We start from the raw sequence: 15506 nt of genomic DNA on the forward strand, positions 1-15506 counted from the left end.
CGCCGTCGAGATATTTTCGTGGTTCAGGCTATCGCGCGCCCCCTACCCGCCACCGCCCAGGTGCACCCACCGGCATGGCGCCCCCGCCGCCGGAACACGCGAAAGGCCGCCCCGGACGAATCCGGGACGGCCTCAAACCCGCGTGCGCGGAGAGCACGGGCTCCGATGCCGCCGGCCGCTCAGCTGTTGATCTTCTTCTGGAGGTTGGTGTCGAGCGCCTCCAGGAAACCCTGGGTCGTCAGCCACGGCGTCTCATTTCCGACCAGGAGAGCCAGATCCTTGGTCATCTGCCCGGCCTCCACGGTCTCGACGCAGACCGCCTCCAGTTTGCGGGCGAAGTCGATGACCTCGGGCTGGTTGTCGAGCTTGCCGCGGTGCTCCAGACCGCGGGTCCAGGCGAAGATGGACGCGATCGGGTTGGTCGACGTCGGCTTGCCCTGCTGGTGCTGCCGGTAGTGCCGGGTCACCGTGCCGTGAGCGGCCTCGGCCTCGACGGTCTTGCCGTCGGGGGTCATGAGGACGGACGTCATGAGGCCCAGGGAGCCGTAGCCCTGCGCGAGGGTGTCGGACTGGACATCGCCGTCGTAGTTCTTGGCGGCCCAGACGAACCCGCCCTCCCACTTGAGCGCGGCGGCGACCATGTCGTCGATGAGCCGGTGCTCGTAGGAGAGGCCCTTGGCCTCGAAGTCCGACTTGAACTCGGTCTCGTAGATCTCCTGGAAGAGGTCCTTGAACCGGCCGTCGTAGGCCTTGAGGATCGTGTTCTTCGTCGACAGGTACAGCGGCATCTCGCGGCTCAGCGCGTACCGCATGCTCGTCCGGGCGAAGTCGCGGATGGAGTCGTCGAAGTTGTACATCCCCATCGCGACGCCGCCGCCGGGGAAGTCCGCGACTTCCATCTCCATCGGCTCGGAGCCGTCCTGCGGGGTGTAGGTGATCGTCACCTTGCCCGGGCCGGGGACGACGAAGTCGGTGGCCTTGTACTGGTCACCGTGGGCGTGGCGGCCGATGATGATCGGCTTCGTCCAGCCGGGCACCAGGCGCGGGATGTTGGACACCACGATCGGCTCGCGGAAGATCACGCCGCCCAGGATGTTGCGGATCGTCCCGTTCGGGGAGCGCCACATCTTCTTCAGGCCGAACTCCTCGACGCGCGCCTCGTCGGGGGTGATGGTCGCGCACTTGACGCCGACGCCGTACTCCTTGATGGCGTTCGCGGCGTCGATGGTGACCTGGTCGTCCGTGGCGTCACGGTGCTCGATCCCCAGGTCGTAGTACTTGAGGTCCACATCGAGGTAAGGCAGGATCAGCTGGTCCTTGATGAATTTCCAGATGATCCGCGTCATTTCGTCGCCGTCGAGTTCGACGACCGGGCCCGCTACTTTGATCTTGGGCATGCTTGTGCTGTCCCTTTCCTACACCTGGCCAGCAGTCCTTGTAAGGCTCAACTGGCTAGGCTAGCCGAGGCGGTCATGCGGTCTAGACCTGGCCTGGTCCCGGACGCCTCTGCCTGGGACGACGCGCTAGCCCGGCGGTCGGTTCCCGGGCGGGGAGGCCCTCCCGGAGCGGCGCCCGGCGACGAGCAGCCGGATGCCGCGGGCGACCGCGGTGAGCGCGATCAGCACGCCGAACGCGCCCGCGAGGGCGAGGCCGGTCTTGTTCATCGGCGGGACGCTCAGCGACACGAAGGCGACCATCTCGCCGAGGAGGACGAGCGTCCAGCAGTCGACGGAGCGGCTGCGGACGGCGAGCGGGCCGAGCTGCGACTCCGGCAGCAGCAGCCGGGCGAGGGCGCCGACGAGCAGCGCGGCGGCCATCAGGCCGGAGCCCTTGCGGAAGTAGTTGAAGGCGCACAGGGTCAGGCCGGCGCCCACCCCGCTGAGCACGAGGAGGTACGGGAGCTGCGCCAGCCAGTGCGGCGCGGCGCCCCCGCGGCGCGGCGCCCTGCGCCTGCGCCGGTGCACCTGGGTGCTCATGGCCCTCACGGTATCGCCGATCGCGGCGCGGGACGACATCGTGCGCGCGGAGCGGCGATGGAACGGTCCGTCTTGTCGCCCGTCGCCGGGAAAACCGGTGTGACGGAGGGTGCCCGGGTGATGCCCGAGAGGCCGGAATCCCTTGCACCATCGGTGCTACTCGCCAGTAGGAGGGTGTGACGGCACGGTGCCCGGGTAACCCGGCAGACAGGGGTCGCTAACTAGCTGGGAGGACTGCCGTGGAGGGGCCGTTCATGCGGATCGAGGACAGCGGGCTGGTGATGCCGCTGCGCCCCGACGTGACGACGGTCGGGAGAGGGAGAGGAGTCGACATACGCCTCGACGACCCGAGTGTGTCCCGCTTGCACGCAGAGATCGTCCGACGTGGCCCGTACGTCTACGTGGTGGACATGGGCCTGTCCCGTAATGGAACGCGCGTCAACGGCCGGCCGATCGCCCGCCGTGTCCTGGAGGACGGTGACGTCGTGAGCTTCGGCACGGCGCGCTGCCGGTTGGGGGGCATCCCCCGTGAGGAGGTCGACCCGGACGTCGAGCTTCGGCGCGCCGTCGCTCCGGAGCTCACCCGCCGCGAGGTCGACGTGCTGACCTCGCTGTGCCGTCCCGCCCTGTCCGACGAGGCGTTCGTGGCCCCCGCCACGGCGCGCGACATCGCCGGCGAGCTGGTGGTGACGGAGGCGGCCGTCAAGCAGCACCTGCTGCGCCTCTACCAGAAGTTCCGCATCCCCGAGGGCGCCAACCGGCGCACGCGGCTCGCGAACGAGGTCATCGCGATGGGCCTCGTCCGCCCGCTGCCGCCGGTGCACGTCCCGCACCAGGGCCGCCCGCCGATGGACGGGCGCGTCCCCGGCGTGCGGGGGACGGCGGAGACGCGCAGGCCGGGCAGTCCCGGCCACGGCCACGGTCCGGGCCGTCCGGCCCCCAGCGCGGCGGGACGGAGGGCGAGCTGATGTGAACCTGCGGTCGCCCTCCGGGCAGCGCGTACACGAGGGCGATCGCTGAACCTCCCGACGGGGCCGCGCAGGTGACGGCGCGGCCCGCCAGGAGCAACGGGTACGGGGCCGCCACCTCGGTGCTGAGTGGCGGCCCCGGCCACGTGCCGGGGGCCGCGGGTCAGCGGTTCTGCTCGGCCGCTTCGACGACGTTCGCGAGCAGCATGGCGCGGGTCATCGGCCCGACGCCGCCCGGGTTGGGCGCGACCCACCCGGCGACCTCGCGCACGTCGGCGGCGACGTCGCCGGCGAGCTTGCCGTCCACCCGGGAGACGCCCACGTCCAGGACGGCGGCGCCCGGCTTGACCATGTCGCCCGTGATGAGACCGGGGACGCCGGCGGCGGCCACCACGATGTCCGCGGCGCGGGTGTGCGCGGCGAGGTCGCGGGTCGCGGTGTGGCAGAGCGTGACGGTCGCGTTCTCCGTGCGCCGGGTCAGCAGCAGGCCGAGCGAGCGGCCGACCGTGATGCCGCGGCCGACGACGGTGACCTCGGCGCCCTTGAGCGGGACGTCGAAGCGGCGCAGCAGCTCGACGATGCCCTTCGGCGTGCAGGGCAGCGGGCCCGGCTGCATCAGCACGAGCCGCCCGAGGTTCGTCGGGTGCAGGCCGTCGGCGTCCTTGGCCGGGTCGATGCGCTCCAGCACGCGCTGCTCGTCCAGCCCCTTCGGCAGCGGGAGCTGGACGATGTAGCCGGTGCAGGCGGGGTCGGCGTTCAGCTCTGCGACGGCACGCTCGACGTCGTCCTGGGTCGCGGTGGCGGGCAGGTCGCGGCGGATGCTCTCGATGCCGACCTCGGCGCAGTCGCGGTGCTTCATGTTCACGTAGGCGCGGCTGCCGGGGTCGTCGCCGACCAGCACGGTGCCGAGCCCGACGGTGACGCCGCGGTCGCGGAGCGCCTCGACGCGGCCCTTGAGGTTCGAGCGGATCTCGGCGGCCGTGGCCTTGCCGTCCAGAATCTGTGCCGTCATGCGTTCCTCCGCGTGGATCTCGCCGGGGGCGCAGGACCGAGCCCGGCTCGAGGTCCCGTCCACCCAGGCGCGCGGTGTCCGGACTGTCGTTCGCTCCCCGGTGGTGATCCACCTTGCCGCGCCAGTCGCGTGAAAACCCATGCTAACGGCCGCGCGCGGCCGCAGACCGGCGCCGGGCGGCCGCGGCGGGCCGGAGCGGCGCGGGCGAGCTAGTCCTCGGAGCGCTGCCGCCGGGCGAGGAGGCGGTCGGTGCCGTGCCAGCCGAGCTGGGCGGCGAGGACGGCGGCCAGGAACGCGGCGACCAGCCCGATCACCTGCCGGGAGTCCATCAGCAGGGCGTCGACCTGGTAGACCGACCTCAGGATGAGGGCCAGCAGCACGTCCATTCGCGCCTCCGTCACGGAACGCCCGCGCCGGGTCAAGTGAGGGGTCATGATGGGCGCGGTCCGGGGCAGAGGCTACCCGCACCCGAAAGTAAAGAATCCGGCGGTAAACCCGGTGTGGCTGTGGCGCGCGCCACACCGGGCCGCCCTCGGTCAGTGGAAGAAGTGCCGGACGCCGGTGAAGTAGAGGGTGATCCCGGCCTTCTCGGCCGCCTCGATGACCTTGCCGTCGTTGACGGAGCCGCCGGGTTCGACGATCGCCCGCACGCCCGCCTCGGCCAGCACTTCGAGGCCGTCGGGGAAGGGGAAGAACGCGTCGGAGGCGCCGACGGCGGACGCGGCGCGCTCGGCGCCGGCCCGCGCGACGGCGAGCTTGGCCGAGTCGACCCGGTTCACCTGGCCCATGCCGACGCCCACGGTCGCCCCGTCGGCGGCCAGCAGGATCGCGTTCGACTTCACCGACCGGATCGCCCGCCACGCGAACGCCAGGTCCCGCAGCGCGGCCTCGTCCGCGGGCTCGCCGGTCTTCAGCTCCCAGGCCGCCGGGTCGTCGCCGGGCGCGTCCACGCGGTCGACGCCCTGCAGCAGGACGCCGCCGTCGATGCGCCGGTACTCGGTCGCGCCGGCGGGGGCGTCCGGGCAGACCAGCAGCCGGACGTTCTTGAACCGGTCCTTCAGGACGGCGACGGCCTCGTCGTCGAAGGCGGGCGCGACGACGACCTCGGCGAAGCTCTCGGTGACCTGCCGGGCCATGGCGGCGGTGACCGGGCGGTTCGCCGCGATCACGCCGCCGTAGGCGGACACGGGGTCGCAGGCGTGCGCCTTGCGGTGCGCCTCGGCGATGTCGGCGCCGACCGCGATGCCGCACGGGTTGGCGTGCTTGATGATCGCGACGCAGGGCTCGGTGAAGTCGTAGGCGGCGCGGCGGGCGGCGTCGGTGTCCACGTAGTTGTTGTAGGACATCTCCTTGCCGTACAGCTGCTCCGCGCCGGCCAGCCCGGTCTCGCCGGGCGAGCGGTACAGGGCCGCGCGCTGGTGCGGGTTCTCGCCGTACCGCAGGGTGTCCGACCGCTCCCAGGTGGCGCCGAGGAAGTCGGGCCAGCGCGTCTCGGCGGCGGTCTCGTCCGGGGCGTAGGCGCTCGCGAACCAGGAGGCCACGGCCACGTCGTAGGAGGCGGTGTGCGCGAACGCGCGCGCGGCGAGGCGGCGCCGCTCCTCCAGCGTGAAGCCGCCGGCCTTCACCGCGTCCAGGACGGTGCCGTAAGCGGACGGGTCGACGACGACGGAGACGCTCGCGTGGTTCTTCGCGGCGGCGCGCACCATCGTCGGGCCGCCGATGTCGATCTGCTCGACGCACTCGTCCGGCTTGGCGCCGGAGTTCACCGTGTCGGCGAACGGGTACAGGTTCGCGACCACCAGGTCGAACGGCTCGACGGCGAGGTCGTCGAGCTGCTGGAGGTGGTCCTCCTTGCGGCGGTCGGCGAGCAGGCCGGCGTGGATCCTGGGGTGCAGGGTCTTGACCCGCCCGTCCAGGCACTCGGGGAAGCCGGTGAGCTTCTCCACCCTCATCACCGGCACGCCGGCGGCGGAGATCCGGCCCGCCGTGGACCCGGTCGAGACGATCTCCACCTCCGCCTCGTGCAGGCCGCGGGCCAGCTCCTCCAGCCCGGTCTTGTCGTACACGCTGATCAGCGCGCGCCTAATCGCCACCCGACTCACCGGCCGAGCTCCCCTCATGGTCGTCGGAAGAATGCCTGTCGGCGGGATCACCGCAGGTCCTGCACTTCATCGAGACCCGCCTGCCGCGCGTGGTCCAGCCGTCGCGGGCGAGCCGTCCGACGACGTCGACGAGGAGCCGGCGCTCCACCCGCTTGATGCGCTCGTGCAGGGAGTCTTCGTCGTCATGCCGGCCCACGGGGACGGCCTCCTGGGCGATGACGGGTCCGGTGTCCACGCCTTCGTCGACGAAGTGAACGGTACAGCCCGTGACCTTCACGCCGTACGCCAGGGCGTCCCGTACGGCGTGGGCGCCGGGGAAGGACGGCAGCAGCGCGGGATGGGTGTTGACCGTCCGGCCGCCGAACCGGGCCAGGAACCGCGGGCCGAGGATCTTCATGAAGCCGGCGGAGACGACGAGGTCGGGGTCGTGCTTCGCGACGGCCTCGGTCAGCGCCGCGTCCCAGTCGTCCCGGGACGGGAAATCAGGGACGCAGACCGTGAAAGTGGGCAAACCCACACGCGCTGCGCGTTCGGTTCCCCCGGTACCGGGGCGGTCCGCGCCCACGGCCACGACCTTCGCCCCGTAGGCTGGATCCGCGCACGCGTCGAGCAGCGCTTGTAGGTTGGTCCCCGCGCCGGAGACGAGGACGACGAGCCGGGCGGACACCATGACTCCCAGGTGGACGTTGACGGGGTGTGCGGCCACCACGAAGCCTATCGGGCCGGTTCGACGCCGCCTCACCGCAGACAGCACCACGGCCAGGAGGAAAACGACGTGAGCGAGCAGCGGGGCCGCGAGGCCCGTCCCGAAGACCGCCCCGACGGGCGGCCGGCGGGGGAGCCGCCCGCGGGGCCGAACGAGGCGCGGCAGGCCGGTGTGCGGGCCCTCTGGCTCGGCGGCATCGCGCTGGTGACCTCCCTGTTCTTCTACCCCCTCGGCCTCGTGCTGGGCGTCGCCTCGCTCGTCGTCGGGATCCGGGCCCGGCGCAGGGCGCGCGGCACCCGGGACGCCGTGCCCGGCGCCGTCCCCGGCATGGTGATGGGCGCGATCGGCCTGGCCATGTCGGTGCTGATGGTGGGGATGGCGGTCTTCCTGCGCACGGAGTTCAGCGGCTACTGGGACTGCGTCAACGCCTCCAACACCCACACCGACCAGCAGGCGTGCCGGGACGAGTACTACCCGAAGATCGAGGACAAGCTCGACCTGCCGCCCGGCTGGATGGACAAGTACGGCCACCTGCTCTGAGCACCGCCCCCGCCGCGGGGTCTAGGCGTCCTGCTCGGGCTCCTCGCGCAGGACGTAGATCGCGCCGCCGCGGTTCTCGGTGCGGTTCGGGTCGGCGCGCGGCGGCGGAACGGGCCTGCGCGGCTCCTCGGGCTCGGGCTCGGGGTCGTCCACGAGGTGCCCCTCCACGACGATCGTGCCGTCGCCCGGCCGCGCCGGGGCCGGTTCCGGATCGGGCCGCTTCTCCTCGACCAGGTCGGGCAGCGGGTCGGGCCGCCTGCGGGGGCGGCGCGGGGCGAGGACGGGGTCGGCCTCCTCGAACTCCAGCGGGTCCGGGGCGTGCGGGGCTCGCGGGGGCTTCGGCGCGGGCTTCGCGGGCGGCTCGTAGTCGCCGGGGACCGGCGCCGACAGCGGCACCGTCGCGGGCTTCGGCCGGACGGCCCGCTTCGGCTTCCCCGCCCTTCTCCCGGCCTTCCCCGCCTTCTTGGTCCGCCCGGTCTTCTCGACCGCCGCGCGGGCCGGGCGGCGCAGCACCATCCAGTTCGCCGCCCACGCCGCGATGGCCGCCGAGATGCCCACCTCCAGGGCCGCGAGGAGCCCCACCTGCCAGGCCGACGGCCCGACGGTCGCCATACGCCCGCCGCCGAGCGGACCGCCGGACAGCGCGCTGAGCAGGGCCGCCACCGCGCCGGTCAGCGCGCCCGTCACGAACCCCCACAGCGGCGCGCCCTCCGCCACCGGGCTCGGCAGCGACCTGATCGTGAGGACGCCGCCGACCGCGCCCGCGACGAACGGCGCGGCCAGCGCGAGCAGCGACAGCGCGGGCGCCGGGCCGGGCTGCGGCAGCGCGGCGAGCGGCGGGAACGCGGGCACGATGTCCAGGAACACGCCGGTCGGCGAGACGCTCGTCCCCGCGCCGACGGAGAACCCCGGCCCGACCGCGTACGCCATCCCCCAGATCACCGCGTTCGGCAGGAAGGCCAGCTCGACCAGCAGCAGCAGGACCCCGCCCACGACGCCGGGCGCGAGCATGTCGTACAGGTCGTCGGCGCCCGCCATGTTCATCGCGAGCGCCGCGCCCACCAGCACCGCGCCCGAGGCGAGCAGCACGCCCAGCGCGCCCGCCACCCCGATGACCAGCGAGCGGGGCCGCTCGGGCAGCAGCCGCAGCAGCGCCCCCAGCCCGGACCTGACCCGCTCCCCCTTCGCCTCCGCCGCGACCTGCGCGGCGACCACGGCCCGCGCGGCGCCCAGCCCGCCCGCGATGAGGGCGACGAGGAAGCATCCGACGAGCGCCTGCCACGCCGACGGCCGCACCTCCCGGGACGACGCCGCCAGCGCGAGCAGCGCGGCCAGCCCCGCGTACGGGGCGGCCTGCGCGACCGCCACCTGCGCGACCGCGATCCGGGGGCGCCGCCGCAGCCCGGCGACCCGGATCATCCACCCGCCGCCCCGGTACAGCAGCACGCCGGGCAGGACGACGACGCCGAGCGGCAGCAGCCCGACCCGGCCGTGCCCGTAGGAGAAGCCCGCGTGGTGGGACACCAGCCAGAAGTTCACGGCCGTGCGGAACACCCCGGACATGCCGTGGCCGAGCGCGGTCTTCGGCGCCGCGATCCACCCGATGAGCGTGATCGTGGTGAGCACCGCGAGCCCGATCCCGACGCACCACAGCGCCGCGACGAGCCCCGTCACGTACAGCGGCCGCGCGGGCTGCGCCGCCGGCGCCGCGCTCGACGGCCCTGCGCTCGTCGGCGGTCTGGACGGCTCCCGCTTCGCCCGCGGCCCGGGGGTGTTGTCGCTCACCGCTCCATGCTGGCACCGCGTCCGCCCCCGGACCGCCCGCCCGCCCGGCGTGTCGCCTTGCCGCCGGGGCGGGAGCGGAAGACGCCCGGGCCGCGGGGGCCGGCGCCGGGCGTCTTTCCGGTGGTTCGCGGGATCAGCGGTTCTGCATGATCTCGCGCATGATCACGGCGGTCTCGCTGGGGGTCTTGCCGACGCGGACGCCGACCTTCTCCAGGGCCTCCTTCTTCGCCTGCGCGGTGCCGGCGGAGCCGGACACGATCGCGCCCGCGTGGCCCATGGTCTTGCCCTCGGGGGCGGTGAACCCGGCGACGTAGCCGACGACCGGCTTGGTCACGTTCTTCTCGATGTAGGCGGCGGCGCGCTCCTCGGCGTCGCCGCCGATCTCACCGATCATCACGATGGCGTCGGTCTCCGGGTCGTCCTGGAACGCCTGGAGGGCGTCGATGTGGGTCGTCCCGATGACCGGGTCGCCGCCGATGCCGACGCAGGTGGTGAAGCCGATGTCGCGCAGCTCGTACATCATCTGGTAGGTCAGCGTGCCGGACTTGGACACGAGCCCGATGCGGCCGGGCGTGGTGATGTCGGCCGGGATGATGCCCGCGTTCGACTTGCCGGGGGACGCGATGCCGGGGCAGTTCGGCCCGATGATGCGCGTCTTGTTGCCCTGCTTCTCGGCGTACGCCCAGAAGTAGGCGGTGTCGTGCACCGGGATGCCCTCGGTGATGATGACGCAGAGCGGGATCTCGGCGTCGATCGCCTCGACGACGGCGTCCTTGGTGAACTTCGGCGGGACGAAGACGACGGACACGTCCGCGCCGGTCTGCTCCATGGCCTCCTTGACGGTGCCGAACACCGGGAGGACGGTGCCGTCGAAGTCGACCGTCTGGCCGGCCTTGCGGGCGTTCACGCCGCCGACGACCCGGGCCCCGGACGCGAGCATCCGGCGGCCGTGCTTGGTGCCCTCGGAGCCCGTGATGCCCTGGACAATGATCTTGCTGTTCTCGGTGAGCCAGATGGCCATGATCATGCACCTGCCGCTGCGAGTTCGGCGGCGCGCTTGGCCGCTTCGTCCATGGTGTCGACCTGCTGGACGCCGGGCAGCGCCGCGTCGTTGAGGATCTTGCGCCCGAGCTCGGCGTTGTTGCCGTCCAGCCGGACGACGAGCGGGCGGTCGACGGCCTCGCCGCGGTCCGCCAGCAGCTTGTAGGCCGAGACGATGCCGTTGGCGACGGCGTCGCAGGCGGTGATGCCGCCGAAGACGTTCACGAAGACCGACTTGACGGCCGCGTCGGACAGGACGATCTCCAGCCCGTTCGCCATCACCTCGGCGGACGCGCCGCCGCCGATGTCGAGGAAGTTCGCCGGCTTCTGGCCCTCGAACTGCTCGCCCGCGTAGGCCACCACGTCCAGGGTGGACATGACCAGGCCGGCGCCGTTGCCGATGATGCCGACGCTGCCGTCCAGCTTCACGTAGTTGAGGTCCTTGGCCTTGGCGGCGGCCTCCAGCGGGTCGGCGGCGGCCTTGTCCTCGAACTTCTCGTGGTCCTGGCGGAAGCCGGCGTTGTCGTCCAGCGTGACCTTGCCGTCGAGGGCCTTCACCTGGCCGTCGGCGGTGAGGATCATCGGGTTGACCTCGACGAGGGAGGCGTCCTCGTCGGTGAACACGGCCCACAGCCGCTCGATCAGCTCGGCGGCGCCTTCCAGGGCCTCCTGCGGCAGCCGGCCCCGCTCGGCGATCTCGCGGGCCTTGGCCCGGTCGACGCCGTCCAGCGGGGAGATCGGCACCATCGCCAGCCGGTCGTGCGGCACCTCCTCGATCTCCACCCCGCCCTCGACGGAGCAGATGGACAGGAAGGTGCGGTTGGCGCGGTCGAGCAGGAAGGAGAAGTAGAACTCCTGCGCGATCGCGCTGCCCTCCTCGACCAGGACCTTGTGGACCGTGTGGCCCTTGATGTCCATGCCGAGGATCTGGCCGGCGAGCGCCTCCGCCTCGTCGGCGTCGCCGGCCAGCTTCACGCCGCCGGCCTTGCCGCGGCCGCCGGTCTTCACCTGGGCCTTGACCACGACCTTCTTACTGCCCGCGGAGAACAGCTCCTCCGCGTGTGCACGCGCTTCCTGGGGAGTATGGGCGACCTTGCCGGTGGGCACCGGTACCCCGTACTCGGCGAAGAGTTCCTTCGCCTGATGTTCGAACAGGTCCACGAGGGCGTCCTTAACGGATCGACAGCCATAGACCACACGAGTCGGCGATCTACACGGGTCTCCGTGCGGCCGGCACTCTGCGGTCCGCTCCGTCGATGCAGCCTAGTCAACCCCGCTTCGTGGTGATGCCGCCGGGTCCATATGTCACGGAGTGTCCGCGCTAGAAGGCAACTGTCACCGGGCGGAAGGTGTCTCCTCCTGAGGGGTGGGCACGAGTGGCTCGTGAGGAGGATGAACCAATTGACGTAGTTTGATGTACTTATTTCGCTTCGGCGGGGCGCAAAGGGGGCGAACGCATGGCGATGGCGGAGGAACGGGACCCATCCCTCGCGGCCGCCGTCCCCGTGCGGCGGCCCGTGCGCACCGCCCCTCCGCGCCCGCGGACCCGCGGGCGCTCGGGCGTGCGCAAGGTCCGCCGCACCGCCGCGCTGCTGGTCGTCGCCGCGCTCATCGCGACCGGCGGGGCCACCGTACCGGAACCGTCCGCGCCCGGCTGGTCGAGCCCCGGGCTCATCGGCGGGGGCGGCTGGCCGTTCGCCGGCGTCCCGCTCTCCCCCGAGCAGGCCGAGGGGGCCGCCTACCTGCCGGACAGCTCCGTCGTCCGGCTGGAGGACGGGCGCATCCGGCTCATCCCGGCCGGCGGCGACACCCCCGTCACGGTGGACGCGGACGACCCGCGGGTGGACACGGCCGTCCGGTCCGACAACCTGTGGCTGGCGCAGGGGACGATCCCGACGGGCGGGATGGGCGCGGCCTACCGCGACATGGCGGCGCGCGCCCTGCTCGACCTGCGGCTCCTCACCCGCCCGAACGGGGCGTCGCTCGCCTCCTGGTACACCAAGTGGCGGTACTGCTGGCCGCGCGACTCGGCGTTCACCGTCGCCGCGTTCACCGTCACCGGGCACCCGTCGGAGGCCCGCCGCGTCCTGCGGTTCCTCGCCCGCGCGCAGAGCGGCAGCGGCATGTGGGCCGCGCGCTACAACGCCGACGGGACGGCGGTCGCCGACGGCCGCCGCGCCCAGCTCGACTCGCTCGGCTGGGTGCTGTGGGCGGCGTGGTTCTACCGCGTGCAGGCCGGCTCGCCCGACGACCTGCCGGACCTGTGGCCGATGGTGCGGCGCGCCGCCGACCACCTGGCCCGGTCCCTGGACGCCGAGGGCCTGCCGCCCGCCTCGTCCGACTACTGGGAGCGCGACCCGCTCCGCGAGCAGGACCCGCGGCGGCCGACGCTCGGCGTCGTCGGGCCCGTGCTCGCGGGCCTGCGGGCCGCCGCCGACCTCGCCCGGCTGCGCGGCGAGACCGGCCGGACGGCCGCGTGGGAGGGCGCGGCGCAGCGCGTCTCGGACGCCGTGGCCCGGCAGTTCGCGCCGTACGGCTACCCGCGCTCGCCGGTGCCCGGCGGCCTGATGGACACCTCGGTGACGTTCCTCGCCCCGCCGTTCGCGCCCGCCGACGCGGAGATCACGGCCGCGATCGCGGACGCGGCCCGCAGGCAGGCGCTGCCGAACGGGGGCGTGCTGCCGGGCGAGCGCTGGTCCGGTTCCCCGGACGTCGCGTGGACCCCGGAGACGGCCCTGTTCGGGCTGAGCTCGGCCGCCTCGGGCCGCACCGACGAGGCGCTGGACCGGCTCAGCTGGCTCGCGGCGCACCGCACATCGCTCGGCGTCCTCCCGGAGAAGGTCGGCCCGACCGGAAATCCCGCCGGCCCGGCCCCGCTCGGCTGGACGGCCTCCCTCGTCCTGCTCACGCTCTCCGCCCTGGAACGCCCCCTGCCCATCCCCTAGGCGCCTCCGTATGCGCGGCGCTCCCCGCCGGCCAGGGCCGGCCGCCCCAGGTCAGCGCCCATGGCGGCACCGGCGCCGATCGGCCGTTCCCGCCCGCCGACGGCGCGATCAGAGCTTCTCGATGGTGGCGAAGCGGAGGACCAGGGTGCGGACGCCGTACTCGCCGCCGAAGTCGACGCTGGCCTTCTCGCCCCGGTCGTAGACGGAGACGACGGTGCCGAGGCCGAAGGCGTCGTGGGTGACCTTGTCGCCCGGGGAGAGGGACGGCACGGGGCGGTTGCCCGGGGAGCGCACGCCCGGGCGCTGCGCCATCCGGGACATCGCCGGAGTGGACGCCGAGGACGCCTCCCGCTCCCATTCGACCAGGGCCGACGGGACCTCGCCCAGGAAGCGGGACGGCGGGTTCACCTGCGGCGCGCCCCACGAGCTGCGCATCGCGGCGCGGGAGACGTAGAGGCGCCGCCGGGCGCGGGTGATGCCGACGTAGGCGAGGCGGCGTTCCTCTTCGAGCTCCTTCGGGTTGCTCATGGCGCGCAGGTGCGGGAAGACGCCGTCCTCCATGCCGGTGAGGAACACGACCGGGAATTCGAGGCCCTTGGCGGTGTGCAGGGTCATGAGGGTGACGACGCCCTGCTCGGTGTCCTCGGGCTGCTCGCCGGGGGGCACGGGGCCGCCCTTGGCGCCGCCGGGGATGGAGTCGGCGTCGGCGACCAGCGCGACCTGCTCCAGGAACTCGGGCAGGCGGCCTTCGGCGGACTCGCCGTCGAGGCGCTCCTCGAACTCGCGGGCGACGGCTTCGAGTTCCTGGAGGTTCTCGACGCGGGTCTCGTCCTGCGGGTCCTTGGAGTTCTGGAGCTCCTCCAGGTAGCCGCTGGCCTTGAGGACCTCGGCGACCAGATCGGCCGGGGTGAGCGTCTCGGCGGCGGTGCGCAGCTCGTCCAGCAGGGCGACGAACTCGCGGACGGCGTTGATCGAGCGGGTCGCCATGCCGGGCACGTCCTCGGGCGCCCGCAGCGCCTGCCAGAACGAGATCCGCTCGCGGGACGCGTACGCCTCGACGCACGCCTCGGCGCGGTCGCCGATGCCGCGCTTGGGCACGTTCAGGATGCGGCGCAGGGAGACGGTGTCCTCCGGGTTGGCGAGGCAGCGCAGGTAGGCGAGCGCGTCGCGGATCTCCTTGCGCTCGTAGAACCGGACCCCGCCGACGACCTTGTACGGCAGCCCGACGCGGATGAACACCTCTTCGAAGACGCGCGACTGGGCGTTGGTGCGGTAGAAGACGGCGACGTCGCCGGGACGCGCCTCGCCCTCGTCGGTGAGCCGGTCGACCTCGTGGGCGACGAACGCGGCCTCGTCGTGCTCGTTGTCGGCCACATAGCCGGTGATCTTGTGGCCCTCGCCCTGGTCGGACCACAGCTTCTTCGGCTTGCGGTCGGCGTTGCGCTCGATGACGGCGTTCGCCGCGGACAGGATCGTCTGGGTGGAGCGGTAGTTCTGCTCCAGCAGGATCGCGGTGGCGTCCGGGTAGTCGCGCTCGAACTCCAGGATGTTGCGGATCGTCGCGCCGCGGAACGCGTAGATCGACTGGTCGGCGTCGCCGACGACGCACAGCTCGGCCGCGCCGACGCCCTCGACGGGGGCGGTCAGCTCGCGGACGAGCTCGTACTGCGCGTGGTTGGTGTCCTGGTACTCGTCGACGAGGACGTGCCGGAACCTGCGCCGGTAGTGCTCGGCGGCCTCCGGGAAGACCTGCAGCAGGTTGACCGTCATCATGATCAGGTCGTCGAAGTCCATGGCGCCGGCCTGCTGGAGCCGCGCCTGGTACATCTCGTACGCCTCGGCGAGCGTCTGCTCCATGTGCGTGGACGCGCGGTTCTTGAACGTCTCGTAGTCGATCAGCTCGTTCTTCAGGTTGGACACCTGGGCGCTGAACGACTTCGGCGGGTACCGCTTCGGGTCGAGGTCGAGCTCGCGGCACACCAGCGCCATGAGCCGGTTCGCGTCGGCCTGGTCGTAGATCGAGAAGCTCGTGGGGAAGCCGAGGCGCTTGGCCTCGCGGCGCAGGATCCGCACGCAGGCGGAGTGGAACGTCATCACCCACATGGCGCGCGAGCGCGGCCCGACGAGGGCGTCGACGCGCTCCTTCATCTCGGCGGCGGCCTTGTTGGTGAAGGTGATCGCGAGGATCTGGCCGGGGTGGACGTCCCGCTCGGCGAGCAGGTGGGCGATGCGGTGGGTGAGCACCCGCGTCTTGCCCGAGCCCGCGCCCGCGACGATCAGCAGGGGGCCGCCGGAGTGCACGACGGCGGCGCGCTGCTGCGGGTTGAGGCCGTCGAGCAGGGGGTGAGCTTCGGTCTTCGACATCACGTGCGAGTCTACGGCGCGGCGCGGACGTTTTCGGCGCGTCCCGCTCTCCGGGCCCGGCGGCAGC

At 72.8% G+C, this 15506-nt stretch carries 13 protein-coding genes and 1 riboswitch; of the genes, 3 read left to right on the forward strand and 10 right to left on the reverse strand.

The features are described 5' to 3' along the window. Positions 1 to 179 precede the first annotated feature (179 nt). Together ABTW95_RS12150 and ABTW95_RS12155 are read right to left on the reverse strand one after the other, a co-directional pair. Positions 180 to 1397, reverse strand: a complete 1218-nt coding sequence (locus tag ABTW95_RS12150) for an NADP-dependent isocitrate dehydrogenase (RefSeq protein WP_396454626.1) — start codon at positions 1395 to 1397, stop codon at positions 180 to 182. A 126-nt stretch (positions 1398 to 1523) separates the two neighbouring features. Further along, positions 1524 to 1976: a DUF3017 domain-containing protein gene (locus tag ABTW95_RS12155; protein WP_500226271.1), complete on the reverse strand. Its 453-nt coding sequence runs from the start codon at positions 1974 to 1976 to the stop codon at positions 1524 to 1526. Positions 1977 to 2215: 239 nt separating this feature from the next. Between ABTW95_RS12155 and ABTW95_RS12160 the strand changes: the two genes are divergently transcribed. After that, positions 2216 to 2944 (forward strand): FHA domain-containing protein, encoded by a 729-nt coding sequence (locus ABTW95_RS12160; protein WP_396446640.1) that lies wholly within the window; start codon positions 2216 to 2218, stop codon positions 2942 to 2944. Between the two features lie 163 nt (positions 2945 to 3107). On the opposite strand, the gene ABTW95_RS12165 is transcribed toward ABTW95_RS12160, so the two are convergent. From ABTW95_RS12165 to purN, 4 genes are all read right to left on the reverse strand, one after another. Then, positions 3108 to 3956, reverse strand: coding sequence for a bifunctional methylenetetrahydrofolate dehydrogenase/methenyltetrahydrofolate cyclohydrolase (locus ABTW95_RS12165; protein WP_396446642.1), 849 nt, complete (start codon positions 3954 to 3956; stop codon positions 3108 to 3110). Positions 3957 to 4010: 54 nt separating this feature from the next. Then, positions 4011 to 4095: riboswitch (ZMP/ZTP riboswitch) on the reverse strand. 70 nt (positions 4096 to 4165) lie between these two features. Continuing rightward, positions 4166 to 4342: a hypothetical protein gene (locus tag ABTW95_RS12170; protein ID WP_500226272.1), complete on the reverse strand. Its 177-nt coding sequence runs from the start codon at positions 4340 to 4342 to the stop codon at positions 4166 to 4168. A gap of 150 nt (positions 4343 to 4492) precedes the next feature. Next, entirely contained in the window at positions 4493 to 6058 is a 1566-nt protein-coding gene (gene purH / locus ABTW95_RS12175) for a bifunctional phosphoribosylaminoimidazolecarboxamide formyltransferase/IMP cyclohydrolase (RefSeq protein ID WP_396454627.1), read from the reverse strand. Next, positions 6039 to 6728, reverse strand: a complete 690-nt coding sequence (gene purN, locus ABTW95_RS12180) for a phosphoribosylglycinamide formyltransferase (RefSeq protein ID WP_500226302.1) — start codon at positions 6726 to 6728, stop codon at positions 6039 to 6041. The genes purH and purN overlap by 20 nt, the downstream gene beginning before the upstream one ends. 105 nt (positions 6729 to 6833) lie before the next feature. Between purN and ABTW95_RS12185 the strand changes: the two genes are divergently transcribed. Beyond that, positions 6834 to 7304, forward strand: a complete 471-nt coding sequence (locus ABTW95_RS12185; protein ID WP_396454628.1) for a hypothetical protein — start codon at positions 6834 to 6836, stop codon at positions 7302 to 7304. 21 nt (positions 7305 to 7325) lie between these two features. Here the strand turns inward: ABTW95_RS12185 and ABTW95_RS12190 are convergent, their stop codons facing one another. The 3 genes from ABTW95_RS12190 to sucC all read right to left on the reverse strand — a co-directional run bounded on the left by ABTW95_RS12190 (position 7326) and on the right by sucC (position 11291). After that, positions 7326 to 9089, reverse strand: coding sequence for a cell division protein PerM (locus ABTW95_RS12190; protein WP_500226273.1), 1764 nt, complete (start codon positions 9087 to 9089; stop codon positions 7326 to 7328). Between the two features lie 133 nt (positions 9090 to 9222). Further along, the gene (gene sucD, locus ABTW95_RS12195; RefSeq protein WP_500226274.1) at positions 9223 to 10110 is read right to left on the reverse strand and encodes a succinate--CoA ligase subunit alpha; all 888 of its coding nucleotides are present in this window, start codon (positions 10108 to 10110) and stop codon (positions 9223 to 9225) included. 2 nt (positions 10111 to 10112) lie between these two features. After that, positions 10113 to 11291 (reverse strand): ADP-forming succinate--CoA ligase subunit beta, encoded by a 1179-nt coding sequence (gene sucC / locus ABTW95_RS12200; RefSeq protein WP_500226275.1) that lies wholly within the window; start codon positions 11289 to 11291, stop codon positions 10113 to 10115. Between the two features lie 296 nt (positions 11292 to 11587). Between sucC and ABTW95_RS12205 the strand changes: the two genes are divergently transcribed. Next, positions 11588 to 13075, forward strand: coding sequence for a glycoside hydrolase family 15 protein (locus tag ABTW95_RS12205; protein WP_500226276.1), 1488 nt, complete (start codon positions 11588 to 11590; stop codon positions 13073 to 13075). Between the two features lie 108 nt (positions 13076 to 13183). Here ABTW95_RS12205 and pcrA read toward each other — a convergent pair whose 3' ends face one another. Continuing rightward, positions 13184 to 15439, reverse strand: a complete 2256-nt coding sequence (pcrA, locus tag ABTW95_RS12210) for a DNA helicase PcrA (RefSeq protein WP_396446651.1) — start codon at positions 15437 to 15439, stop codon at positions 13184 to 13186. Positions 15440 to 15506: the final 67 nt, after the last annotated feature.

It is taken from the genome of Spirillospora sp. NPDC127506 (assembly GCF_040302145.1).
In the GTDB taxonomy this organism is placed as follows: Bacteria; Actinomycetota; Actinomycetes; order Streptosporangiales; family Streptosporangiaceae; genus Spirillospora.

Bases quoted from the DNA above. Each gene is read 5' to 3' on its own strand.
- ABTW95_RS12170 (WP_500226272.1), bottom strand. From the start codon at position 4,342: ATGGACGTGCTGCTGGCCCTCATCCTGAGGTCGGTCTACCAGGTCGAC.
- pcrA (WP_396446651.1), bottom strand. From the start codon at position 15,439: ATGTCGAAGACCGAAGCTCACCCCCTGCTCGACGGCCTCAACCCGCAG.
- ABTW95_RS12150 (WP_396454626.1), bottom strand. From the start codon at position 1,397: ATGCCCAAGATCAAAGTAGCGGGCCCGGTCGTCGAACTCGACGGCGAC.
- ABTW95_RS12155 (WP_500226271.1), bottom strand. From the start codon at position 1,976: ATGAGCACCCAGGTGCACCGGCGCAGGCGCAGGGCGCCGCGCCGCGGG.
- ABTW95_RS12165 (WP_396446642.1), bottom strand. From the start codon at position 3,956: ATGACGGCACAGATTCTGGACGGCAAGGCCACGGCCGCCGAGATCCGC.
- sucD (WP_500226274.1), bottom strand. From the start codon at position 10,110: ATGGCCATCTGGCTCACCGAGAACAGCAAGATCATTGTCCAGGGCATC.
- purN (WP_500226302.1), bottom strand. From the start codon at position 6,728: ATGGTGTCCGCCCGGCTCGTCGTCCTCGTCTCCGGCGCGGGGACCAAC.
- ABTW95_RS12205 (WP_500226276.1), top strand. From the start codon at position 11,588: ATGGCGATGGCGGAGGAACGGGACCCATCCCTCGCGGCCGCCGTCCCC.